Below are 22,553 nucleotides of genomic sequence, written 5' to 3'. Positions count from 1 at the left end.
CGCCTGTCGCCGCGATTCGGGGTCCCACTGCCGGGCACGGCGCCGGACGCTTCCAGAACCCGAACAGGGGCCGGAGCGGATTGGACCTTTCGTGAGCGTTTCGAGACTTTCGGACCGTCCTAGTCGGATGATCCCAGGTCGTGCAGCGCCTTGTCGGTCAGGCGGAACACCGTCCACTCGTCCATCGGCGCGGCGCCGAGCGACCGGTAGAAGCCGATCGCGGACGCGTTCCAGTCGAGCACGGCCCACTCCAGCCGCGCGTAGCCGTTCGCCACGCACTCGCGCGCCAGTTCGGTCAGCAGCGCCCTGCCCAGCCCCGAACCGCGCTCCGACGGCCGCACGTACAGGTCCTCGAGGTAGATGCCGTGCGTGCCGCGCCACGTCGAGAAGTTGAGGAACCACAACGCCATCCCGACCACGGCACCGTCCACTTCGGCCACGTGGCCGAACAGCGCGGGCGTCGGGCGGAACAGCGCGTCGTGGAGCTGGTCGACCGTGAGGTGGCAGTCGGCGCGGGCCCGTTCGTACTCGGCCAGCTCCTCGGCGAGTCCGACCATCACGGGCACGTCCTCCGGACGTGCTCTGCGGATCGGCACTAGTCCCAGTCCCACGGCGGCACGTTGAGGTGGCGCACCTGCGCGTCGCCGCGCTCGTCGCCGAGCACCGTCGTGCCCGCCGGGTCGAGTCCGAAGTGGACACCGTCGCGCGGGCCCAGGCCGAGCCAGGTCGCGATCAGCACGCGGCTGAAGTGGCCGTGGCCGACCAGCACCACGTCACCGCCGAGCAGCGCCGTCCGCACCCGCGCCACGACCGCCGCGGCGCGCTCGCCCACCTCGTCCGCCGACTCGCCGTTGGGGATCGGGTGCGTCCAGACGGTCCAGCCCTCGGTGGTCTTCCGGATCTCCGGGGTCGTCTTGCCCTCGTAGTCGCCGTAGTCCCACTCGGCGAGGTCCTCGGTGATGTCGTCGACCGACAGACCCGCCAGTTCGGCGGTGCGCAGAGCGCGCTGCCGCGGACTCGTCAGCACCAGCGCGGGCGGCACCGACGTGCCCCGCAGCCGCGCGAGCACCGCGCCCGACCGGCGGGCCTGCTGCTCGCCCTTCGCGGTCAGCGGGATGTCGGTGCGACCGGTGTGCTGCCCTGATTCGGACCACGTGGTCTGGCCGTGGCGCAGGAGGTAGACGGAGTAGCGCCCAGTTGTGCTCACCGTGCGAATCCTAGTGCGGCTGGCATGACCAGCGCCTTATGGCAAAAACCACTGTGATGTCACTCGTTCGTGTTTGGGCTGTGGGGCGATGGGTATCCACCTCCCAAGACACATGGAGGTTGTGATGATCGTTCTTGGTTTGATCCTGCTGGTCGTCGGCTGGTTGGCCGGGATTTCGATCCTGACGACCGTCGGCACCATCCTGCTGGTGATCGGCGCCATCCTCGCCGTCCTCGGGGCCGTCGGCCGTCCGATCGGTGGCAGGGCCCACTACTTCTAGACGCGCGCCTTCCAGACCCGCGATCCGCGTCACGCGGGTCTCTGCGTTCGCGCGTTGCCAGGGGCGTCTCCCGAGAGGGGGGCGTCCCTGGTGGCGTTTTCGGGGTCGATCCAGGGGGATGGTCAGTCCAGGGGGATGGTGAGCAGGCTGCGTAGGTAGGCGCGGAGGGAGGCGACCAGGTCTACGTGGGTGCTGTTGGACAGCCATTGGATTTGAAGGCCGTCCATGAGGGCGATGAAGTTCAGCGCTGCTGTTTCCGGGTCCACGTCTTGGTGCAGGTGGCCGTGTTCGGCCAGGACGCGGAAGGAGGCGGTGGCGAAGCGGCGGGCCATTCGGTAGTGGTGCTCGAAGTAGTCGTGGGCCGGGTGGTCGGGGGAGGTGGCTTCGGCGGCCAGGCGGGAGTAGAGGTCGACGATGCCAGGGTGGTTGGCGTTGTGGGCGGCTAGGGCGATGAGTTTGCGCAAGGCGTCCAGGCCTGGGGGGCCGGAGAGGCGGGGGCTGTCGTCTGTGTCGCGTCGTTCCAGGACCGCGGCCAGGAGGGCTTCCTTGCTGGGGAAGTAGTAGAGGAGGCCCGCGTGGGTCATGCCCACTCGTCTGGCGATCTCGCGGAGGGATGAGCCGTGGTAGCCGGTTTCGGCGTAGACGGTGATCGCTGTGGTGAGGATGTCCTCTCGGCGCAACCGGCCCTTGAGGTAGCCCTCGTTGCTCTTGGCGGGATGCACGGGATTCATCATGCCGTAGGGGAAGACGGGAAGGCTGGTGGCGGGAAGGTGGGGAGAGGGTTCAGGGATGCCCTCGCCGGGCGGGCTGGTCTCGGAGATGGTGGGCGGCGTCGTGTGGTCGCGTTCCAGCGGGGTCGGGGCGCGCACCATCTCGTCGACCTCCACGAGGGCAACCACACGCGTCAAGGGGGCGGTTCCAGCGTGTGATGCGCGTGGGGAGGTATGAGCCCCCTTGACACGTGTGGTTGGGGCGAGCCAGGTCGACGAGATGGTGCGAGCCCCTTTGTTTGGGGCAGGGCCCTATAGTTTTGCTGGTGTTTGCGCATGAGGTGGGTTCTGGTACGCCGGTGGTGCTTCTGCATGGGTTTGGGTTGGATCATCGGAGTTTATTGTCGTTGGAGGCTGTGTTCGAGCAGTCTGAGGGGTGGCGGCGGATTTATCTTGATCTTCCTGGTGCTACTGGGTCGCCGGTGGGGGCGATTGGTGGGTCGCAGGGGGTTGCTGACGCGGTTGTTGAAGAGGTTTTGGCGCGTGTTGGTGTCGAGCCGTTCGCTGTTCTGGGTGGTTCGTTTGGTGGGATGATTGCTCGGTTTGTTGCGCATGAGCTTCGGTCGCAGGTGCTTGGGCTTGCGACTGTGGCTGGTGTTTTTGTTGCCTCGCATGGTGAGCGGGTTGTGCCGTCTCGGGTTGTCCTGCGGGAGGAGCCCGAGGTTGTGCCGCTGTTGGGGGCGGCGTTGGGGTCTTATCGGGATGATGCTGTGGTGGAGTCGGTGGATGACGCGCGTGCGTTCTTGCGGTATGTCCTGCCGGGGCTCGAAGGTGCTGATCAAGGTGCTTTGGAGGTGATTTCCGGGCGCTACTCGCTTGATCGTGAGCCCGAGGAGTTGCATCCCGAGCCGTTCTTGCAGCCGACGTTGCACATCACTGGGCGGCAGGACCACGTTGTTGGTCATGTTGATGCGTGGAATCGGGTTGAGCACTACCCGCGTGCGTCGTTCGTGGTGTTGGACGCGGCTGGGCACAACATTCTTTTCGAGCAGGCTGATCTGTGTGCTGCGCTGGTTGGAGAGTGGTTGGGGAGGGTTCGGCGGGGCATGTGATGGGTGTGGGTGTGGTGGAATGCAAAAAGCCGCCGACCAGCGGATGTGTCGCTGGTCGGCGGCTTTTTTGGCTTCCTGGAATCAGGCTGCCTTGGTCTCCCAGAAGATCTTGTCGATCTGGGCGATCAGGTCCAGCAGTTCCTGTCCCTTGGCCGGGTCCATGGAGCCCTTGGTGCCGCTGGCACCGGCTGCCTTGGTGGCGCGGTTGAACAGGTCGTGCAGTTCCGGGTACTTCTCGAAGTGCGGCGGCTTGAAGTAGTCCGTCCACAGCACCCACAGGTGGTGCTTGACGAGCTCGCTGCGCTGCTCCTTGATCAGAATCGCGCGCTCCCGGAACTCCGGGTCCTCGTTCGCCTGGTACTTCTCCTGGACCGCCTTGACCGACTCCGCTTCGATCCTGGCCTGAGCCGGGTCGTAGACACCGCACGGGAGGTCGCAGTGCGCGGTGGCCTCCAGCAGTGGGCGGCGGAGTTGGCGGATGCGCGACAGCAGTCGCATCTTGCCTCCCTGACAGTGAATGCTCCGACGTGGAGGACCCTACTCCGGGCGGAACGGTGCGGCAGGCGGAGGTGATCGTTGGCACCGCATGGTGAGAACCCGTTGCCGCTGCTCCGGGTGCGTGGGCCGTCGATGGTCCCGACGGTCCGGGACGGCGACGTCGTGGTGGTGCGGTACGGGGTCGCCCCCTCGGTGGGGGACCTGGTGCTGGTGAGGTGGGGTGCGCGGCCCGGTCAGTTGTCGATCAAGCGCGCCCACGAGCGGCGAGAAGATGGCTTGTGGCAAGTACTTGGCGACAACGCGTTCGGGTCCACGGACTCGCGGGCGTTGGGGCCCGCGGAGGTGGTGGGGGTGGTGCGGTGGCGGTTGTGGCCGCGGCCGCGGCGGCTCAGGTAGTGCGGAGCTTGGCGTACCAGGCCTGGCACTCGTCGTAGTCCGGGAGGAGGCCGTCGGTGAGCGCCTGCGTGAGGCTGGGGGCGGCGGTGTCCTTCTCGGAGAGGATCGGGGTCAGGTCGGAGGGCCACGGGATGGCGAGTTCGGGGCACAGCGGGTCGAGGCCGCGTTCGCCCGCGGGGTTGTAGCCCTCCGAGCAGAGGTACGCCATCGTCGTGTCGTCCTCCAGCGCGATGATCGCGTGGCCGAGGCCCTCGGAGAGGTAGACGGCGTTCAGCGCGGTCGAGTCCAGCCGGACGATGTCGTGCTGCCCGAACGTCGGGGAGCCGACGCGGAGGTCGACGACCACGTCGAGCAGCGAGCCGCGCGGGCAGTAGACGTACTTGGCCTGGCCGGGGGGCACGTCGGCGAAGTGGACGCCGCGGATGGTGCCGCGCTTCGAGACGCTGTGGTTCGTCTGCGCCAGCCGCAGCGGGTGGCCGACCGCCTCGATGAACGCGGCCTCCTGGAACGGCGCGGCGAACACCCCCCGGCCGTCGGCGAACGCCTTTGGGGTGAATTCCCAACTCCCCGGGATTTTCGTCTCGCTTGCTCGCATGTCTCCTATGGTAAAGCGCGAGCTGATCTTGACCGATTCTGCCTGCGGAAACGGACCGCCCGTTCTAATAAACCGAACGGACGTCTTGGTAAACCCCCTCTGACCTGCGACGGAAGTGTGACGCGCGCCGCAGACACAAATCTTGATCGCTGTCATGCTGACCTGACCGCAGCACCCGACCGGACCGCAAAGCGCGTTCGGTCACACCCATTAAGGCCCCGTGGATCGAGCGTGACAACGCTGGTCGCGGTGCGCCGCCAGGCACGCACCGCAGGAGGATCAGCCGTGACCGCGTTGAACGAGAACCCAGTGACCACCCAGCCGACGGACGACGAGATCTTCGACGCGCACGTCGGCGGGAAGCTCAGCCTCGGCGTGACGGCGTCACTGGCGGACCCCCGCGCGCTGTCCATCGCCTACACGCCCGGCGTGGCGAAGGTCAGCAGCGCCATCGCCCAGGACCCCTCGCTGGCCGCGAAGTACACGTGGGCGCACCGGCTGGTCGCCGTGGTCAGCGACGGCACCGCCGTGCTCGGGCTCGGCGACATCGGCGCGGCGGCCTCGCTGCCGGTCATGGAGGGCAAGTCGGCGCTGTTCAAGACGTTCGGCGGCCTCGACTCCATCCCGCTGGTCCTGAACACGACGGACGTGGACGAGATCGTCGAGACGCTGGTCCGGCTGCGGCCGTCGTTCGGCGCGGTGAACCTGGAGGACATCTCCGCCCCGCGCTGCTTCGAACTGGAGGCCAAGGTCATCGAGGCCCTGGACTGCCCGGTCATGCACGACGACCAACACGGCACGGCGGTCGTGGCGCTGGCCGCGCTGCGCGGCGCGAACACGGTGCTGGGCAAGGACATCGCGAACCAACGGGTCGTCGTCTCCGGCGCGGGTGCCGCGGGCATCGCGTGCGCGAAGATCCTGCTGGCCGCGGGCATCGGCGAGGTCACGCTGGTCGACTCGCGCGGGATCATCCACGCGGGCCGCGACGGCCTGAACCCCGTCAAGGAGCAGTTGGCCGCCGTCACGAACGGCAGCGGCCTGCGCGGTGGCATCGCCGAAGCGCTGCGGGGCGCGGACATCTTCCTCGGCGTCTCGTCGTCGCAGGTGGGTGAGGACCTGATCGCGAGCATGGCGTCGAACTCGATCGTCTTCGCGCTGTCGAACCCGCACCCCGAGGTTCACCCGGACGTGGCGAACCGGCACGCCGCCGTCGTCGCGACGGGCCGAAGCGACTTCCCGAACCAGATCAACAACGTGCTCGCGTTCCCCGGCATCTTCCGCGGCGCGCTGGACGCGGGCGCGCGGCGGATCACCGAGGGCATGAAGCTCGCCGCCGCGGACGCCATCGCGGCCGTGGCCTCGGACGACCTGGCCGCGGACCGCATCGTGCCGAGCGCCCTCGACCCGCGGGTCGGCCCGGAAGTCGCGGCCGCTGTCGCTGCCGCGGCGAGGGTTGACGGCGTAGCCTGATCTTGCAGGAGTAGGGCGAAACTCGGTCCTGGTTCACTCGTCCGTCACATCACGGGAAAGCGCATCCACGTTCGTGGTAGCTCGTTACCCCGTGAAGGGGGTGGGCGATGACGCTCCGAAGCGCTACCGTCCCTCTCCTCGGGTGAATGTCCGAGGAGAGGGACGCGTTCTGCCGCATTCGGGTGCAGCCAGGTCCGCCGGCTGACCGCCCCTGCGCCGCGACAGGCGTCGACGCGGGAAGGGTGGGGCCGTGCCCAAGCGGACCGGTATCGCTTCGGTGGCGCTTGAGCCTGCCCAGCGAACGGCCGTCACACTGGACGGCGTGACGCTCCCCGACGCCCCCTCCCTGCTGTGCGATTCCAAGGGCGTCGTCATGCAGGCGAACCCCGCCGCCGTGGAGCTCGCGCGGGCGGAGTCATCGGACGTCCTGGTCGGCAGGCGGCTCAGCGAACTGCTGCTCGGCGACCAGTCGGACCTCCGGCTGAACCGGTCGACCGGCGCCCCGCTCCCGGTGCGCGTCGTGCGCAACCCCGTCCCCGGCACCGGCCTCCAGGCCGTGCTCCTGGTGGACGTCTCGGACCTCGCGTCCGCCGCCGACGCCCTGCGCGACGAGCAGCGCAGGCTGCGCACCGTGCAGCGGGTCGCGGGGATCGGCTCCTGGGAGTACGACCCTGCCACGGGCGTGACCGTGTGGTCGGACTCCCACTACGAGCTGCTCGGCTTCGAGCCGGGCACCGTCGTGCCGGGCGCGCAGGCCGTGCTGGACGTCGTGCACCCGGACGACCACGAGATGGTCGCCAGCTACTGGACGAACCGCGAGCTGTCCGGCGACGCCATAGACATCGAGTACCGGATCGTCCGCCCGGACGGCGAGCTGCGGCGCATCCGCGGCGTCGCCGAGGCGAAGATGGCCGCGGACGGCAGCGCGCAGCTCATCACCGGCTACATCATGGACATGACCGCGCAGTGGCGGGCGGACCAGGACCTCGCGATCGAGCGGGGCAGGCTCCTCGACGCGCAGCGGATCGCCCGGATCGGTAGCTGGGCGTTCGACGTCGGGACCCGCGCGATGCACCGCAGCGAGGTCCTCGTCGAGATGTACGGCGAGATCGAGTACGAGCCGGGCGCGCAGCTCGTGGAGGGCGTCCACCCGGACGACATGGTCAAGCTGGACGAGCTGCGGGACAAGCTGCTCGCCGCCGTCGACGAGTCGCCCATCGAGGTCGAGGTCCGCAGCAAGTACAACGACAAGGTGTTCATCTGCCGCGCGCGCCCGGAGTTCGGGCACGACGGGAAGATCGAACGCCTGCACGGCACCGTCCAGGACGTCACCGAGGCGAGGCTGCTGGAGCGGCAGCTCCACGAGGACCGGCGCAGGCTCGTCGACGCGCAGAAGGCCGCCCGGCTCGGCGTCTGGGAGTGGGACCTCCAGTCCGACGACGTGGTGTGGTCGGACATGCTCGCGGACCTGTTCGCCGTGCCGCGGGACGAGAGGACGAGCTACCAGACCTTCCTCGACCTCGTGCACCCCGACGACCGGGCCTGGGTGGACGAGCTGTGGCGGCAGCTCGTCGCCGACGGCTCGCCGGTGCAGTGCGAGCACCGGATCGTCCGCCGCGACGGCAAGGTGCGGGTGTTCCGCTCCTACGGCGTCGTCGTCGAGAGCGGGCCGGGCGAACGGTCTCGCGCGGTCGGCACGGCGCAGGACATCACCGAGCAGCGGGCCGCCGAGACGCGGATGAAGAGGTCCAGCCAGCGGTTCGCGGACCTCGTGTCGCTCACGCCGGTCGGCATCGGCCTGTTCGACGAGGCGGAACGGCTGGTCGACGCGAATGACGCGCTGTGCGACCTGCTCGGCATGGAGCTGGAGGAGCTGCGCGGCGTCACCGCGGAGCAGATGACCCACCCGGACGACAACCAGTCGCGGCTCCAGTCGGTCGGGCGGATGACGGCGCTGGGCGCGGACCGGACGCACAAGATCCCGCAGCGCATCCTGATCCGCCCGGACGGCGAGCGGGTGTACTGCGAGCTGCACATCGCGCTGTCCGTGCAGGACGACGGCCGCCGGTTCTGGCTGATCGTGTTCCAGGACATCACCGAACGCCGCCGCACCGCCGAGGCGCTGCGCCACCAGGCGACGCACGACGAGCTGACCGGGCTGCCGAACCGGGCGCTGGTCAAGGAGATCCTGGGCGAGCTGCTGGACGGGCCGGACCGCTCCAAGGTCGCGGTGCTGTTCTGCGACATCGACAACTTCAAGCGGGTCAACGACTCCCTCGGTCACGACGCGGGCGACGAGCTGCTGGTCGCGCTGGCCCGAAGACTGGAGGACGGGCTGCCAGAGGGCTGCACGGCCGCTCGTCTGTCCGGCGACGAGTACGTGATCATCTGCGCCGACCTCGAACAGGCGGGCGGCGTGGACGTGCTGGCCACCAAGGTGGCTGGCCTGCTGCGGACCGCGGTCCCGGTGCACGGCCAGCTCGTCCGGGTGTCCGCGTCGATCGGCGCGTCGGTGCCGAACGGGGCCCGCACGACCGGCGCGGACCTGCTGCGGTTCGCGGACGCGGCGATGTTCGAGGCCAAGAGGCGGGGTGCGGGCCGGGTGTCGCTGGCCAGCGCCGCGCTGATCGCGTCGGCCGACCGGCAGGTGCACCTGGAGGGCCAGTTGCGCGACGCGCTGGCCAACGACGAGCTCCAGCTCCACTACCAGCCCGTCGTCGGCGTCGACGGCACGGTCATCACGGCGGAGGCGCTGGTGCGCTGGCCGCACCCGGATCGAGGGCTGCTGCCGCCGGACGTGTTCCTGCCGGTCGCCGAGCAGGGCGACCTCATGCGCGACCTGGACCGGTGGGTGCTGCGGACCGCGCTGCGCGAGGCGTCGACGTGGCCGACGCACAACGGCCGGTCGGTGTCGGTCGCGGTCAACCTGTCCGGGCTCGTGCCCGGCGACGCGGAGTTCGTCGACATCGTCGCGGACACCATCGCCGAGGCCGGGATCCCGTGGAACAGGGTCGTGCTGGAGCTGGTCGAGACCGCGCTGGTCGACCTGCCGTCACGGGTGCGCCAGTCGATGGACGAGCTGGTGCAGCGCGGCGTGCAGTTCGCCGTGGACGACTTCGGCACCGGCTACTCGTCGCTGGCCCGCCTCAAGGACCTGCCCGCGCAGATCATCAAGGTCGACCGCCGGTTCGTGTCCGGCGTCGGCAACGACTCGTCGGACTTCGCCGTCGCGCGGGCCGTCGTGGACATGGCGCGGGCGATGGGCCGCAAGTGCGTCGCCGAGGGCGTCGAGACCGCGACCCAGTTCCACGTGCTGCGCGGCGTCGGCGTCGACGCCTACCAGGGCTGGCTGTTCTCCCGCCCGGTGCCCGCCAAGGAGTTCCGGGCCGTCCTCGCGCTCGGCCCGCTCCACATCCCGCGCGCGGGCTAGTCCGCCACCGACGCCTCGACCAGCGGCAGCAGCGCGGCGATCCGGTGCCGCGGCAGGTCGACCAGCCGCAGCTCCAGGTCCGGGTGCTCGCCGACGGCGGCGTCGATGCGTTCCCGCGCCTCCCGCTTGGTCAGCTCGCCGCGCGACACGGTGATCAGCGCTTCGCGCCACACGTTGCCGAGCTTGCCGTGGGCGCGCAGAAGCACCTCGCGGACGACCAGCTTGCCCGGCGGCAGCTCACCCGCCAGCACCTGCTCCGCGACCACGACCGTGTGCTTGTTGTCCGGCGTCCCGCGCAGGAACCGGAGGTGGAAACGGCTGTCCACCAACGACGTCAGCTCGTGCTGCCCCTTCTCGCTCGACACGTTGGGGTGGTTGTTCGGCACCAGCGCCGCCAGGCGCGCGGGAACGCTGGCGAGGAGCGTGCGCAGCAGCCACGGGCCGGGGTCGCCGGTGAGGTCGACGGCCAGCGACGCCGCGCCCTTGCCGATCGGCTCGTACCAGCCGGGCTTGCGGGGCTTCGGCGGAGGCGAGGACTCCGGGCGCGGCGCGAGGTCGGACAGCACCTCCAGCGCGGTCCTGCTGGGCCCCGTGCCCTCCAACGACTGCGGGCCGTGGGTGTAGATGCCGGTCTTGCCGTGCGAACTCGCGCCCTTGCGGGACGTCGGGCGGCAGACGTACAGGTCGGCGGCGCTGCCGATCGCCTGTGCGCCGTCGAAGCGGTGGAACGCGGGCAGGATCGCCTCGAACACCAGGCCGAGCCGCTGCAACTCCTGCTGCACCTTCAGCCCCAGCGCGGGCGTGCGGTCGCTGAACCCGTACGCCAGCAGCACCCGGCCGCGCGCCGGGTCGGCGAGGCAGTCGATCGCGCGGCCCGCGAACAGGCCCATGCCCTCCGGCGTGTACGGCGGGTCGCTGAACACGAGGTCGGCCGACTCCAGCACCGACGGCGGCAGCCCGAACCGGAAGTCCGCGTGCAGGCAGCGGACGTTCCAGCCCCGCTCGGACGCCAGCGCGTCGACGAACTCCAGCAGCCGGTCGTCCACGTCCACCACGGTGACCTCGACGTCCGGGTTCACCGCGCAGACCGCGAGCGACGTGAGGTCGTGGTCGCCGAGGCACAGCAGCCTGCGACCGCTCAGGTCGTACGTCGAGTCCAGCCACAGCGCCCGCTTCAACGCCGTGTCGGCCGTGGCCTGCACGTGGTCGAGCGCCGCCAGGGGCGGGGGCACGTTCGCGATGTCCGCCAGGATCGACCGCAGCGTGTCGGTGTGCCGCGACACCAACGTGTTCACCGGGTCCGCGAGGCCCTCGTCCACCCCGAACGCCTCGGCGTACGCCGCAGCCCGGTACGGCGCGAGCCGGTACCGCTCGCCCTGCGTCTCCAGGTCCTCCTCGGCGGCGGCCAGCAGCTCCTGCACCGTGCGCCGCGGCACTGCGGGAAGCCGCACCAGTTCGGCGAGGGTGTGCCAGTCCCGCCCGAGCAGCGTCAGCACCGGTCGCAGCTTGCGCGCGTGCACCCCCCGTTCGGCCAGGAGGGCTCGTACTCGGTCGATCGGCTCGTTGGTACCCACAAACGGAGCAGAGTAGTGAGTGCGCTCCGGAAGGTTACGAGGAGGAGACGTCTGGCCTTCCACGCCTTGGAACGGCCTGCCGATGTCAGCCGTTCGGGCTAGGGTCGATTCTCCTGAACATCGCTTTCTGTGAGAGCGGCCGACCGGCGGCCGTCCCTACCGGAGGGGTCTCGTGTGATCGAGTTCCGAGCCGTGACCAAGCGGTTCGACGACGGGACGATCGCCGTGAACAGCCTGGACCTGACGGTCGAGGCGGGCACGATCACCGTCTTCGTCGGACCGTCCGGTTGCGGCAAGACGACGTCGTTGCGCATGGTCAACCGCATGATCGACCCGACGTCCGGCACGATCTTGGTGGACGGGAAGGACGTGCTGTCCGTCGACCCGCCCGAACTGCGGCGGGGGATCGGGTACGTCATCCAGCAGGCCGGGCTGTTCCCGCACCGGACGGTGCTGGACAACGTCGCCACCGTGCCGCTGCTGCTGGGGTGGTCCAAGGCGAAGGCGCGGTCGCGGGCCGCGGAGCTGCTGGAACTCGTCGGACTGCCCGCCGAGATGGGGAAGCGCTACCCCGCGCAGCTCTCGGGCGGCCAGCAGCAGCGCGTCGGCGTGGCGCGGGCGCTCGCCGCGGACCCGCCGGTGCTGCTGATGGACGAGCCGTTCAGCGCGGTCGACCCGGTGGTCCGGGAAGGGCTCCAGGACGAGCTGCTCCGCCTCCAGGCCGAACTGGACAAGACCATCGTGTTCGTGACCCACGACATCGACGAGGCCGTGCGGATCGGCGAGAAGGTCGCGGTGTTCCGCGAGGGCGGCGTCCTCGCCCAGTACGACAAGCCGTCGGAACTCCTCGCCCGGCCCGCGGACGACTTCGTGGCGCACTTCGTCGGCAAGGACAGGGGCTACCGCAGCCTGTCCTTTGTGGACGCGTCCGGTGTGGAGGTCGGCGCGGTGCCGACGGTCGTCGTCGGCGAGGCCGTCACCGCGGGCGACGGGTGGCGCCTGGCCGTTGACGAGCGGAAGCACCCGCGCGGCTGGCTCCCGCCGGGGACCACTGTGGACGGACCGCTGGCCGAGTCCGTGCTGAAGCCCGGCGGCTCGCTGTTCGAGGTGGGGCAGTCGATCCGCGGCGCGATGGACGCCGCCCTGTCGTCCCCGTCCGGCCTCGGCGTGGCGGTGGACCCCGAGGGTGCCGTCGTCGGCGTGGTCACGGCGACCCAGGTGCTCGCCGTGATCGAGGGCCAGCGCGAGAGCAGGGGCTGACCGTGGGCGACCTCGGCAAGTACCTCAGCGACGCGGGCACGCGGGGGGCGATCTGGCGGATGCTGCTGGAGCACGTCTACCTGTCGCTGCTGCCGCTGGTGATCTCCGTGTTCCTGGCCGTCGTGCTCGGCTGGGTGTGCCACCGCTACGGCTGGTTCCGCGGCGCGCTGCTCGGCACCGCGAACATCGTCTACACGGTGCCGTCGCTGGCGCTGTTCGCGATCATCCCGGCGGTGATCGGCACGCAGGTGCTGGACATCAACAACGTGGTCATCGCGTTGACGGTCTACACCACCGCGCTGCTCACCCGCCCGGTCAGCGACGCGCTCGACGCCGTGCCCGCGCACATCACCGCCGCCGCGACCGCGATGGGCTTCCGGCCGCTGCGCCGGTTCCTGACGGTGGAGCTGCCGCTCGCCGTGCCGGTGCTGTTCGCCGGGCTGCGGGTCGGGTCCGTCAGCAACATCAGCCTGGTCAGCGTCGGCGCCCTGATCGGCACCGGCGGGCTGGGCGTCCTGTTCACCGACGGCTTCCGCAGCCGCTACCTCGCGCCGATCATCGTCGGCATCGTGCTGACGCTGCTGCTCGCGCTGCTGGTGGACGGCCTGCTCGTCGCGCTGCGCCAGTGGCTCACGCCGTGGAACAACCTCCAGGGGGTGAAGCCGTGATCTTCGCCGACGCCTTCGCGTGGCTGGTCGACCCGGCCAACTGGAGCGGCTCCAAGGGCATTCCCGTGCGCATCGGCGTGCACCTCCTGTACTGCCTCGGCGCCGTGCTCGGCGCGAGCGCCATCGCCGTGCCGCTCGGCCTGTTCGTCGGCCACACCGGCCGCGGCGGGACGTTCCTCGTCGGCGGCGGCAACGCACTGCGGGCACTGCCGACGCTCGGCCTGGTCACGTTCCTGTACCTGATCGCCGGTGGTGGAACAGGTCCGGTGCTGATCGCGTTGATCGTGCTGGCCGTCCCGCCGATCCTGGCGGGGACCTACGCGGGCATCCAGGACGTCGACCGCGGCGTCGTGGACGCGGCCCGCGGCATGGGGATGACCAGCGGTCAGGTGCTGTGGCGGGTGGAACTGCCCAACGCCCTCCCGCTGCTCATCGGCGGCCTGCGCAACGCGACCCTCCAGGTCGTGGCGACCGCCTCGGTAGCCGCGTACGTGGGCATCGAAACCCTCGGCCGCCCGCTCCTGGACGGCCTGCGGGTGCTGGACTACGGCCAGTTCGTCGGAGGCGCCGTGCTCATCGCACTGGTGGCCGTCGCACTCGACCTGCTCCTTGCGGGCGGGCAGAAGGCCATCGTCCCCCGTGGACTGCGGCTGACAGGCCAACCGACCGGCCCGAAGAAGGGCAAACGCTCGCAGAAGCTGGTGGCAACCGCCGCTCAGCCTGATTCAGGAGGAAGCACGGCATGAAGCGCTCCTTGGCCGTGGTCGTCGCGGCGGCCGCACTGCTGGTGTCGGCCTGTGGTTCGGCGGAAAACCTCAGCGGCAGCGACCAGCAGGCCGCGTCGGGTGAGGTGGTGGTCGGTTCGGCCGACTTCACCGAGAACAAGATCCTCGCGGAGGTCTACGCGGGCGCGTTGAAGGCCGCTGGGCTGAAGACGACCGTGAAGTCCGGTATCGGTGCACGCGAACTGGTCGTGAAGGCGTTGCAGGACAAGTCCTTGGGCGTCGTGCCCGAGTACACCGGCAACCTGCTCAACTACTTCGACAAGACGAACGCCACCACCACGTCCGAGGACGTGTACACGGCGCTCAAGTCCAAGACCCCGTCCGGGTTGTCCGTGCTGGACAAGTCCGCCGCGGAGGACAAGGACGTGCTCGTGGTGACGAAGGCGACCGCGGACGCGGGTGTGAAGTCCGTCGCGGACCTCGCGTCGAAGCCGGACTTCGTGCTCGGCGCGGCGGGCGAGTGGGCGCAGCGCTGGGAAGCGAAGATCAACGAGGTCTACGGCGTGAAGTTCAAGGAGATCAAGACCACCGACGCCGGTGGCCCGGTCACCGTGGACGCGCTGAAGGGCGGCACCGTTCAGGTCGCCAACCTCTACACGACGTCCGCCGACATCAAGGCGAACGGCTTCGTCGAGCTGGCCGACCCGAAGAACCTGTACCCGGCGCAGAACGTCGTGCCGCTGTTCCGGTCCGACGCGCTGGACGACAAGGGCAAGGCGGCGCTGAACAAGGTGTCCGCCGCGCTCACCACGGAGAAGCTGGCCGAACTGGTCAAGCGCGTGGACGTCGACAAGGAGACGATCGCGAACGTCGCGGCCGACTTCCTGTCGAAGGAGAAGATCTGACGCCGTAGCGGAAGGAGGGCCGTCCCGATCGCGGGGCGGCCCTCATTTCGTAGGACGGCCGCCGATGCGGGTGGTGAGCTCGTCGGCGGCGAGCCGCGCGTCCTCGGCGAGTTCCGGCCACGTCTCGTCGCACCCGGCGTCGCACACGTGGCGGAAGGTCACGGTGATGGCCGCGATCGGTCGTTCGCCGTGGTCGAAGACGGGGGCCGCCACGGAGGCGAAGCCCTCGGTCACGTAACCGTCCTCGACCGACCAGCCCTGGCGGCGTTCGACGCCCAGCAGGGCGCGCAGCGCGGGCAACGTGCGCGGGCCGCGGCCGGTGCGGTCCACGAAGCTCCCGGCGGTCGGGAACAGCGCCCGCACCTGGGCGGCGGGCAGCCGCGCGAGCATCGCCCTGCCCGACGCGGTCAGGTGCGCCGGGAGGCGGACGCCGACGTCGGAGACGATCGACTGCGGCTGCCTCGGCTGCTCCCGCACCAGGTAGAGGGCTTCGGCGCCGTGCAGGACGCCCAGGTGCGCCGTGCGGTCGACCCGGTCGACGAGCCGCCGCAGCACCGGCCTCGCCAGGCGTTCCAGCGGGTCGTGGCGGAGGTACGCCGAGCCGAGTTCGAACGACGCCACCCCGAGGCCGTAGAGCCGGTCCTCGGGGAAGTGCGTGGCGAAACCGGCCTCGGTCAGCTCGGCCAGCAGGTGGTAGGTCGTGGACCTCGGCAGCGCCAGCTCACGGGCCACGGCCGTGGCGGAAACCGGCCCTGGCCTGCCCGCGAGGAATTGCAGGACGGCCAGTCCGCGGCGCAGTGCCGGCACGTCGCTGCTGATTCCCATGATCCCGAGGCTAGTTGGTCACTTCCGTTCCGGGTGGGGGAAATGACGGTGCCCGGAACGGGTCACGCCCGCGCGGGGAACGTCTCCCGGATCGCGTGGTCGATCGCCCTCGGCGTCTCGTGCCGGACGAACAGGTCCCGCAGCATGAGGTCACCCAGTCCGGCCGGGTTCATGCCGGACTGCTTGCCCGTCAGGGTCTGCGCCAGCCCGGTGAGGTGCATGGCGGCGCGCAGCACGCCCGCGGGGAGGTCGTGGACCTCGCGGGCGTGGCCCGCCGCCGTGGCGACGCGGCTGATCAGGTCCTTCCAGGTCAGGTTCTCGTCCACCAGCGGAACGTCCTCGCCCGACCTCTCCTCCAGCGCCAGCACGGCGGCGTCGGCGACGCTGGTGGCGGTCGTGGCGGCGCTGCCGCCGGGCGGGGCGAACAGCGGCGAGCGGGAGCGGACCCACCTGTCCAGGCCGCCCGACCAGTTCGGCAGACGGCCGTCCGCGCGGCCGAAGACGAACGGCAGCTCCAGCACGGCGACGGGCAGGTTCGGGCCCGCCGCCTCCCTGCCCGCCCGCGCCTGCTCGACCCGGCTGCGGACGTACGGGTGCGTGACGGCCAGCTCCCACTCGGGGTGCAGGCGGTCGAAGTGCGTGTAGTACGAGCCGAGCACGACCGCGCTGGTGGCGCCCGCCTTCCTGGCCGCCGCCAGCAGCTTCACCACCGGCTCCACGTTGCCCTGGTGGAAGGCGGGGTACGACGGCTTGCGCGGGATCTGCCGGTCGTCCCTGCCCGCCGCGAACACGACGCCGTCGTGGCCCGCGAGCAGCCCGGCCAGGTCCGCCTCGGTGACCGCGGTCGCGTCGAACGCCCGGTCGATGCCCGGACGCGCGGTGCGGGCGACGGCGGTCACCTCGTGCCGCCGGTCCCGCAGCCGCTCGACGACGTGCTGCCCCACCAAGCCGCTCGCACCCACCACCAGAACCCTCATGGGAACGATCATGCCTGCTTCAGAGCTGGCTGAGGATGGTCGGGTCGGTGATCTCCGTGTCCTTGGCCAGCAGCATGGCCTTGCTCAGGATGACGGCCAGCGTGCGGTCGCCCTCGAACGGCAGGTAGGTGTCGGCCTTCTCCGACTTCGGCACGATGCACAGGTACCGGTTGTCCGGCTCGATCATGATGTTGCCGGAGCCCAGGTGGATCTTGTACGTGTGCCGCGTGCCCTTGACGTGCAGGAACCGGTCCTCGACCGCGCACTGGCCGCCGATCGCCAACCGGGGCAGCAGCGTCGTCAGCAGCACCCGGCGGGTCTGCGCGGTCTCGCCGAGCTCGCCGAAGCCGTAGGACGTCCAGTACTCGCGGAACCGGCCCTCCGGACCGCCGTCCTGCCACGTCGGGTCGTTGCCGACGCTCGCGACGCCGACGAACAGGTCGACGTCGCGCAGCACCTCGCTGAGCACCAGCGCGGGCACGTCCGCCAGCGGGACCGGCTCGACGTCCTGCGGCGTGGTGTACCCGCCGCCGCACGCGTGGGCGTCGCTCTGCGGCGCGCCGATCGGGTAGAAGCGCACCTGGTCGGTGCGCAGGCGGAGGTAGCTGCCGGACTCGGTCGTGTCGCTGCCGTAGTCCTCGCCGTCGCCCTCGACCCAGTACTCGGCCCGCAGCCCCCACCCCGGCAGGTCCCGCGTGGCGGGCGGGTACGAGTCGTCCACCATCAGGCGGAGCCTGTTGCGCCAGCCCCGGACCGCGGCGAGGGAGTGGAACTGGTGCTGCCGCAGGACGTGCGCCGCGAACCGGTTCGAGTAGACGCGGGTGGTCCGCTCCGCGTCGGTCAGCAGGTACACCTCGCGGTGCGCCTGCTTGAACGGCTGCGTGATCTCGTGCCGCTCCAGCCAGTCGCGCCACGCGACGACCTCGGCGGTCCCCTTCCCGATGGGGTGCCACAGCTCGACCACACCGCCGAGCGGCACCGGATCGCCTGCCAGGTCGCGCAGAGCGCCGTCGGCGTAGCCGCACGCGACGCCGTCGACCGTCCACAGCAGACGGCGGGCGATCGTCCCGACCATCGGGTGGTCCAGGTACCGCTCGCGCCACGTCTCGAACGCCCACTCGCGCTGCGCGAGGAACTGCCGGTCGAGCCGTTCCGCCTGCGCGGTCAGCATCTTGTCCAGGTCCTTGACCGACGCCTTCAGCTCCTTCAGCTCCTCGGCGTGGTCGCGCTTCACCGCCGCCGGGACGCTCTTGACGGGCTTGCCCGCCGCCGACCGCCACGACAGCACGGCCTTCGGGCCCACCACGGCCAGCACCGCGGTCGCCTCGCCGAGTTCGACCACCGCGCGCCCGACCTCCGAGAGGCCGTACGCGGGAACGGCCAGCTCCTCGATCTCCTCCCGGCTCAGCCCGAGCGCCACGGCCTTCTCCTCCAGCGCCGCGTCGAGGATCTTGAGCGTCCCCTTGAACGTCACGCGCGTCGCGAGCCGGGCCAGTTCGGCGAGCACCGCCTCGCCCTCGACCCTGGCCAACGCCGCCACGCACGCGTTCGCGACCTTCGGGTTGCGCGGCCCGATCCCGGCGACCTTGCGCAGCGACGTCTCGACCATGGCCCCCAGCAGCCGGGCCGTGCTCGGGTGCGGCGGCAGGAAGGACAGCAGCCACACCAGCCCGCGCACGGCGTTCGCGTTGTACGGGTCGAAGGTCTCGTTCAGGTCCGGGCCGTACTGGGTGCGCTCCAGCACCGTCGTCCTCGGCCTGCCGACCAGCGCGAGCCACGGTTGCGCGGTGGCGCGCACGGCCTCCTCGCCGATCTCCGCGATCAGCGCCCGGCCCGCCGCCTCCCACCTGGCGTTCGGCTTCGCCGACGTCGCCGTGGTTGCCAGAGCGACCAGCCGCCGCCACGGCTCGTCGAGCGAGGGCAGGTCCGACAGCACCCGCTCCGACCACTGCTCGCCGACGTTCAGCACCGGTTCGACGAGCAGCTTCGACACCTCGACGGCGTCGTCGTACCGGTACGACTCGGCGGCCGCCCGGCGGAGCATGGCCACCACCGCCGGGCTCACCTCACGGCCTGCCGCCAGTTCCGCCCGGACCAGCGTGGTCGTCCCCAGGCCCTGCCAGAAGTTGCCGTGCGCGGCCCACTCCTCCAGCACCGCCTGCCGCTCGGCCACCAGCAGGTCGATCGCGCGCCCGTCGGAGACGGCCGCGCAGACCAGCAGCACGTCCTCCCGCTGGTCGCCCTTTGGCGAGCTCGAACCGGGCCGGGAGGACCGCCGCGAGCCGCTCCCGCAGCGCCTCCGGCAGCTCGGCCAGGGTCGTGGACAGGGAGTTGTTCGCCGCCGCGGCCCACTGCCCGCGGTTGTGCGCGAGCTGCCGCAGCGCCTGGTCGAGCAGGGCGAGCACGTCGCCGGACTCGACGGCCTTCCTCAGCGCGGACATCAGCCACCCACCAGCGCGACGAGCTTCAGGAACGTGACCTCGACGCCGAGCGGCAGTTCGACCACGTCGTCCAGGTCCTCGACCTGCCGGTCGCCGACCAGCACCACGAAACCGTTGCGCCCGAACGCCTCCAGGGCCAGCGCGGTCTGCTTCTCCGGGTCGATCCGCCGGTGCTCCCGCAGCCGGAACCCGTTCAGCTCCACCTCGGCGTCCGTCGGCCGCACCAGCCCCCGGAACACCGTGTCCGCGCGCGCGTTGAACTCGGCCACCTCCTGGAACACCCGCCGCCGCACGACCTCCCGCAGCGGCAGCCGCTCCTCCACCACGTCGAGCATCCACTGCTCGGTCTTCGCCCCTGATGTCGTCTCGTCGACGACCGTCACCCTCGCCATGCCGACAGGGTAGGGACGGGGTCCGACAAAAACCGGGGCTCAACAAATCGGGCCGCAGGCGCATTGGAGGGGCATGAGCCGAAGTTTCGAGGACTTCGCGGCGGCCGAGGTCACCCCGATGTTGCGCTACGCGACGGTCCTGACCTGCGACGCGCAAATGGCGCAGGACGTGGTCCAGGAGTGCCTGCTGCGGGCACAGCAGAAGTGGGCGCGCATCGGCGGCCTCGACGCGCCTTCGGCCTACGTGAAACGCATGATCACCAACGAGTACCTGTCGTGGCGGCGGCGCCGGGCGGCGAAGGACGTCGCCATGTCGCACGCCGCGCTCGACGTCGTCGGGGGCGCCGCCGTCGACGACGTGGGCCGCTACGACGAGCGCGACGCCATGCTGCGCCGCATCGCGCTGCTACCGCGCAAGCAGCGCGCCGCCGTGGTGCTCCGCTACTACGACGGGTTCGACGACGCCGAGATCGCCGAAGTCCTGGGCTGCGGGCACGGCACGGTCCGCAGCCACATCTCCCGCGCGCTCACGACGCTGCGCGCCGCCGAACGCCTGGAGGAGGCCCGATGAACACCGAAGACCTGGTCCGCGAAAGCCTGCGGCGGCAGGCCGACCGCGCCCCCGCTCCCGGCCCGGTGCTGGCGGCCCTGCACCGGCCGCGGCGCGGGCGGACGCTCGCCATGGCGGTCGCGGCCGTCGTCGGGGTGCTGGTGGTCGCCGCGGGCGTCGTCGCCCTCCGGCAGAACCTGGCCGACCCCCCGCCGCCCGCGGCGCCGCCGCTCCCCGTCGGGTACTCGCCGGGGTGGCTTCCCGACGGCTTCGCCGAGCAGGGCCGCACCTACTCCCCGGACGGCACCGTCAGCCGGATCTGGGGGCGGGAGCCCCTGTTCCCGAAGCAGCAGTCGGGGCCCGTGGCCGATCCGTGGCTGGGGATGAGCACCGGGCCGTACCGGGAGGACCTCGTGCTGGACGACGAGTTCGGCGGAGTCACCGGCAGCCTCTCCGCCATCGCGAAGAGCGGGACGACCACGTTCACCTGGCTGCCCGACCCCGCGGTCGGCACCGTGGTGTCCGCGGTCGTGGAACAGGTGCCGGACGGTCGGGCCGTGCTCGAACAGGTGGTCCGGTCGACGCGGCCGGACTCGGCCACCACGTCGGTCCCGCTGCTGGTGGGCTCCGGTCCGCACGCCGTGCGCGGCACGCCGGACGACTGGCGGGTCGAGGTGTCCGACGCCCGGTGGGAGGACGCGCTGTTCACTGCGGCCTTGACGACGCGGCAGCCGTTCATCGGAGGGAAGCCCGTGGTGGTGCGCGGGGTGTGGGGAATCGTCGGCGAGCATGGCGTGGCCGTCGAGGTGGCGCCCGACCGGTGGCTCAGCGTCCAGCCCGTGCCGGGGATGCTCGGGATGATCCCCGAGGACCGGCTGGTCGCCATCGCGAACATCGCTCGCGTCGACCCGCACCCGGACTTGTCCTGGCTGGGCAAGCGCTGATCCGCAGGGGTGTCATCTGGGATACCAGACGGTGTCCCGTCGTCCGGGGTCGTGGAAACGGCCTCGGGGGGTTGTGATGTGCACATGGTGCAACCCGTGCAACTGGGTCCGAAGCCGCTGACCCGCGAGGACGTGCAGGCCGTCGCCCGACACGACGTGCCGGTGGAGATCCCGGAGGCCACCAGGGAGCTGGTGGCGTCGGCCAGGGCGCACATCGAGCGGCTCGCCACCGCGGAGCAGCCGACCTACGGCGTGTCCACGGGGTTCGGGGCGCTCGCCGTCCGGCACATCCCGCCGGACCGGCGGACGGCGTTGCAGCGGTCGCTGATCCGGTCGCACGCGGCGGGCGCGGGGCCCGAGGTGGAGCGGGAGGTCGTCCGCGCGCTCCAACTCCTGCGGCTGCGCACCCTGTCGACCGGTCACACGGGCGTGCGGCCCACGACGGTCGACGCGATGGCCGCGATGCTGAACGCGGGCATCACCCCGGTCGTGCACGAGTACGGCTCGCTCGGCTGCTCCGGCGACCTGGCCCCGCTGTCCGCCGCCGCTCTCGCGCTGATGGGCGAGGGTCTGGTGCGCGACGCGTCCGGCGACCTGGTCGAGGCGGGCACGGCGCTGCGCAGGGCCGGGATCGAGCCCGTCGTGCTGGCCGAGAAGGAGGGCCTGGCGCTGATCAACGGCACCGACGGCATGCTCGGCATGCTGGTGCTCGCCATCAGCGACCTGCACGCCCTGCTGGACCTGGCCGACCTGACGGCCGCGATGAGCGTCGAGGCGCTGCTGGGCACCGACCGGGTGTTCGCCGCCGACCTGCACGCCCTGCGCCCGCACCCCGGCCAGTCCGCGTCCGCCGCCCGGATCGCCGCGCTGCTCGACGGCTCGGAGATCATGGAGAGCCACCGCGGCCCGGACTGCACCCGCGTGCAGGACGCGTACTCGCTGCGCTGCTCGCCGCAGGTGCACGGCGCCGCCCGCGACACCGTGGCCTACGCCGAGGTCGTCGCGGACCGCGAACTGGCGTCGGTGATCGACAACCCCGTCGTGCTCGCCGACGGCCGGGTGGAGTCGAACGGCAACTTCCACGGCGCCCCGGTCGCCTACGTGCTGGACTTCCTGGCCATCCCGGTCGCGGACGTCGCCAGCATCGCCGAGCGCCGCACCGACCGGATGCTGGACGTGAACCGGTCGCACGGGCTGCCGCCGTTCCTCGCCGACGACCCCGGTGTCGACTCCGGCCACATGATCGCCCAGTACACGCAGGCCGCGATCGTGTCCGAGCTGAAGCGGCTGGCCGTGCCCGCGTCCGTCGACTCGATCCCGAGCTCGGCGATGCAGGAGGACCACGTGTCCATGGGCTGGGCCGCCGCCCGCAAGCTGCGCAAGGCCGTGGACGGGCTCACCACCGTGCTGGCCGTCGAACTCCTCACCGCCGCCCGCGCGCTCGACCTGCGCGCGCCGCTCAAGCCGGCGCCCGCCACCGCGGCGGCCGTGGCGAAGCTCCGCGAGACCGTCCAGGGCCCCGGCCCGGACCGGCACCTCGCCCCCGAAATCGCGGCCGCCGAGGCCCTGATCCGAAGTGGAGCCCTCCGTTGAC

General features: G+C 71.0%; 23 protein-coding genes. 12 read left to right on the top strand and 11 right to left on the bottom strand.

What is annotated here, in order from left to right; translation table 11 throughout:
- Window positions 1–119: 119 nt before the first annotated feature.
- Both NZH93_RS32730 and NZH93_RS32725 read right to left on the bottom strand, forming a co-directional pair.
- Complete coding sequence (locus NZH93_RS32730) at window positions 120–557, bottom strand: GNAT family N-acetyltransferase (RefSeq protein WP_372506949.1); 438 nt, start codon at window positions 555–557, stop codon at window positions 120–122.
- A 38-nt stretch (window positions 558–595) separates the two neighbouring features.
- Complete coding sequence (locus NZH93_RS32725) at window positions 596–1,207, bottom strand: histidine phosphatase family protein (protein WP_259627129.1); 612 nt, start codon at window positions 1,205–1,207, stop codon at window positions 596–598.
- 124 nt (window positions 1,208–1,331) lie between these two features.
- Here NZH93_RS32725 and NZH93_RS32720 point away from each other — a divergent pair, with 124 nt between their 5' ends.
- On the top strand, window positions 1,332–1,487 hold the full coding sequence (locus NZH93_RS32720; protein ID WP_259627128.1) for a DUF6131 family protein: 156 nt from the start codon (window positions 1,332–1,334) through the stop codon (window positions 1,485–1,487).
- Window positions 1,488–1,609: 122 nt separating this feature from the next.
- Here the strand turns inward: NZH93_RS32720 and NZH93_RS32715 are convergent, their stop codons facing one another.
- Window positions 1,610–2,386 carry a TetR/AcrR family transcriptional regulator gene (locus NZH93_RS32715; protein ID WP_259627219.1) on the bottom strand — a complete coding sequence of 259 codons (777 nt, stop codon included), beginning with the start codon at window positions 2,384–2,386 and terminating at the stop codon, window positions 1,610–1,612.
- 137 nt (window positions 2,387–2,523) lie between these two features.
- Between NZH93_RS32715 and NZH93_RS32710 the strand changes: the two genes are divergently transcribed.
- Window positions 2,524–3,309, top strand: a complete 786-nt coding sequence (locus tag NZH93_RS32710; RefSeq protein ID WP_259627127.1) for an alpha/beta fold hydrolase — start codon at window positions 2,524–2,526, stop codon at window positions 3,307–3,309.
- An 81-nt stretch (window positions 3,310–3,390) separates the two neighbouring features.
- Here NZH93_RS32710 and sodN read toward each other — a convergent pair whose 3' ends face one another.
- The gene (gene sodN, locus NZH93_RS32705; RefSeq protein ID WP_259627126.1) at window positions 3,391–3,807 is read right to left on the bottom strand and encodes a superoxide dismutase, Ni; all 417 of its coding nucleotides are present in this window, start codon (window positions 3,805–3,807) and stop codon (window positions 3,391–3,393) included.
- A gap of 78 nt (window positions 3,808–3,885) precedes the next feature.
- Here sodN and NZH93_RS32700 point away from each other — a divergent pair, with 78 nt between their 5' ends.
- Entirely contained in the window at window positions 3,886–4,203 is a 318-nt protein-coding gene (locus NZH93_RS32700; protein ID WP_259627125.1) for a S26 family signal peptidase, read from the top strand.
- Here the strand turns inward: NZH93_RS32700 and NZH93_RS32695 are convergent.
- Window positions 4,196–4,798: a dTDP-4-dehydrorhamnose 3,5-epimerase family protein gene (locus tag NZH93_RS32695; protein ID WP_259627124.1), complete on the bottom strand. Its 603-nt coding sequence runs from the start codon at window positions 4,796–4,798 to the stop codon at window positions 4,196–4,198. The two genes, NZH93_RS32700 and NZH93_RS32695, sit on opposite strands and share 8 nt — an antisense overlap.
- A gap of 285 nt (window positions 4,799–5,083) precedes the next feature.
- Between NZH93_RS32695 and NZH93_RS32690 the strand changes: the two genes are divergently transcribed.
- Together NZH93_RS32690 and NZH93_RS32685 are read left to right on the top strand one after the other, a co-directional pair.
- Window positions 5,084–6,268: an NAD(P)-dependent malic enzyme gene (locus tag NZH93_RS32690; protein WP_259627123.1), complete on the top strand. Its 1,185-nt coding sequence runs from the start codon at window positions 5,084–5,086 to the stop codon at window positions 6,266–6,268.
- A gap of 250 nt (window positions 6,269–6,518) precedes the next feature.
- Window positions 6,519–9,698, top strand: coding sequence for an EAL domain-containing protein (locus NZH93_RS32685; RefSeq protein ID WP_259627122.1), 3,180 nt, complete (start codon window positions 6,519–6,521; stop codon window positions 9,696–9,698).
- On the opposite strand, the gene NZH93_RS32680 is transcribed toward NZH93_RS32685, so the two are convergent.
- Window positions 9,695–11,272: a bis-aminopropyl spermidine synthase family protein gene (locus tag NZH93_RS32680; protein ID WP_259627121.1), complete on the bottom strand. Its 1,578-nt coding sequence runs from the start codon at window positions 11,270–11,272 to the stop codon at window positions 9,695–9,697. The two genes, NZH93_RS32685 and NZH93_RS32680, sit on opposite strands and share 4 nt — an antisense overlap.
- A 174-nt stretch (window positions 11,273–11,446) precedes the next feature.
- Here NZH93_RS32680 and NZH93_RS32675 point away from each other — a divergent pair, with 174 nt between their 5' ends.
- Genes NZH93_RS32675 through NZH93_RS32660 form a run of 4 tightly spaced genes read left to right on the top strand, consistent with a single transcriptional unit; the run spans window position 11,447 to window position 14,830 of the window.
- Window positions 11,447–12,532 carry an ABC transporter ATP-binding protein gene (locus NZH93_RS32675; protein ID WP_259627120.1) on the top strand — a complete coding sequence of 362 codons (1,086 nt, stop codon included), beginning with the start codon at window positions 11,447–11,449 and terminating at the stop codon, window positions 12,530–12,532.
- Between the two features lie 59 nt (window positions 12,533–12,591).
- On the top strand, window positions 12,592–13,200 hold the full coding sequence (locus NZH93_RS32670; RefSeq protein WP_276024532.1) for an ABC transporter permease: 609 nt from the start codon (window positions 12,592–12,594) through the stop codon (window positions 13,198–13,200).
- A complete protein-coding gene (locus tag NZH93_RS32665) occupies window positions 13,200–13,946 on the top strand; it encodes an ABC transporter permease (RefSeq protein WP_372506948.1) in 747 nt (248 codons plus the stop codon). Before NZH93_RS32670 ends, NZH93_RS32665 begins: the two co-directional genes overlap by 1 nt.
- On the top strand, window positions 13,943–14,830 hold the full coding sequence (locus NZH93_RS32660) for an ABC transporter substrate-binding protein (RefSeq protein ID WP_259627117.1): 888 nt from the start codon (window positions 13,943–13,945) through the stop codon (window positions 14,828–14,830). Before NZH93_RS32665 ends, NZH93_RS32660 begins: the two co-directional genes overlap by 4 nt.
- A gap of 42 nt (window positions 14,831–14,872) precedes the next feature.
- Here the strand turns inward: NZH93_RS32660 and NZH93_RS32655 are convergent, their stop codons facing one another.
- The 5 genes from NZH93_RS32655 to NZH93_RS32635 all read right to left on the bottom strand — a co-directional run bounded on the left by NZH93_RS32655 (window position 14,873) and on the right by NZH93_RS32635 (window position 19,465).
- Window positions 14,873–15,655, bottom strand: a complete 783-nt coding sequence (locus NZH93_RS32655; protein WP_259627116.1) for an IclR family transcriptional regulator — start codon at window positions 15,653–15,655, stop codon at window positions 14,873–14,875.
- A gap of 62 nt (window positions 15,656–15,717) precedes the next feature.
- Window positions 15,718–16,632, bottom strand: coding sequence for an NAD-dependent epimerase/dehydratase family protein (locus NZH93_RS32650; protein ID WP_259627115.1), 915 nt, complete (start codon window positions 16,630–16,632; stop codon window positions 15,718–15,720).
- 19 nt (window positions 16,633–16,651) lie between these two features.
- On the bottom strand, window positions 16,652–18,241 hold the full coding sequence (locus NZH93_RS32645; protein WP_259627218.1) for a DUF4132 domain-containing protein: 1,590 nt from the start codon (window positions 18,239–18,241) through the stop codon (window positions 16,652–16,654).
- 457 nt (window positions 18,242–18,698) lie between these two features.
- The gene (locus tag NZH93_RS32640; RefSeq protein ID WP_259627114.1) at window positions 18,699–19,073 is read right to left on the bottom strand and encodes a hypothetical protein; all 375 of its coding nucleotides are present in this window, start codon (window positions 19,071–19,073) and stop codon (window positions 18,699–18,701) included.
- A complete protein-coding gene (locus NZH93_RS32635) occupies window positions 19,073–19,465 on the bottom strand; it encodes a hypothetical protein (protein WP_259627113.1) in 393 nt (130 codons plus the stop codon). Before NZH93_RS32635 ends, NZH93_RS32640 begins: the two co-directional genes overlap by 1 nt.
- Before the next feature lie 73 nt (window positions 19,466–19,538).
- Between NZH93_RS32635 and NZH93_RS32630 the strand changes: the two genes are divergently transcribed.
- From NZH93_RS32630 to hutH, 3 genes are all read left to right on the top strand, one after another.
- Window positions 19,539–20,036 carry an RNA polymerase sigma factor gene (locus NZH93_RS32630; RefSeq protein WP_259627112.1) on the top strand — a complete coding sequence of 166 codons (498 nt, stop codon included), beginning with the start codon at window positions 19,539–19,541 and terminating at the stop codon, window positions 20,034–20,036.
- Complete coding sequence (locus tag NZH93_RS32625; RefSeq protein WP_259627111.1) at window positions 20,033–20,959, top strand: hypothetical protein; 927 nt, start codon at window positions 20,033–20,035, stop codon at window positions 20,957–20,959. Before NZH93_RS32630 ends, NZH93_RS32625 begins: the two co-directional genes overlap by 4 nt.
- A gap of 84 nt (window positions 20,960–21,043) precedes the next feature.
- Window positions 21,044–22,552: a histidine ammonia-lyase gene (gene hutH, locus NZH93_RS32620; protein WP_276024513.1), complete on the top strand. Its 1,509-nt coding sequence runs from the start codon at window positions 21,044–21,046 to the stop codon at window positions 22,550–22,552.
- Window position 22,553: the final 1 nt, after the last annotated feature.

Origin of the sequence: Umezawaea endophytica, assembly GCF_025061645.1 — a bacterium.
Lineage (GTDB): Bacteria > Actinomycetota > Actinomycetes > Mycobacteriales > Pseudonocardiaceae > Umezawaea > Umezawaea endophytica.
Note: the sequence above shows the minus strand (reverse complement) of the source record. Positions and strands in the feature narration are given on the sequence as shown.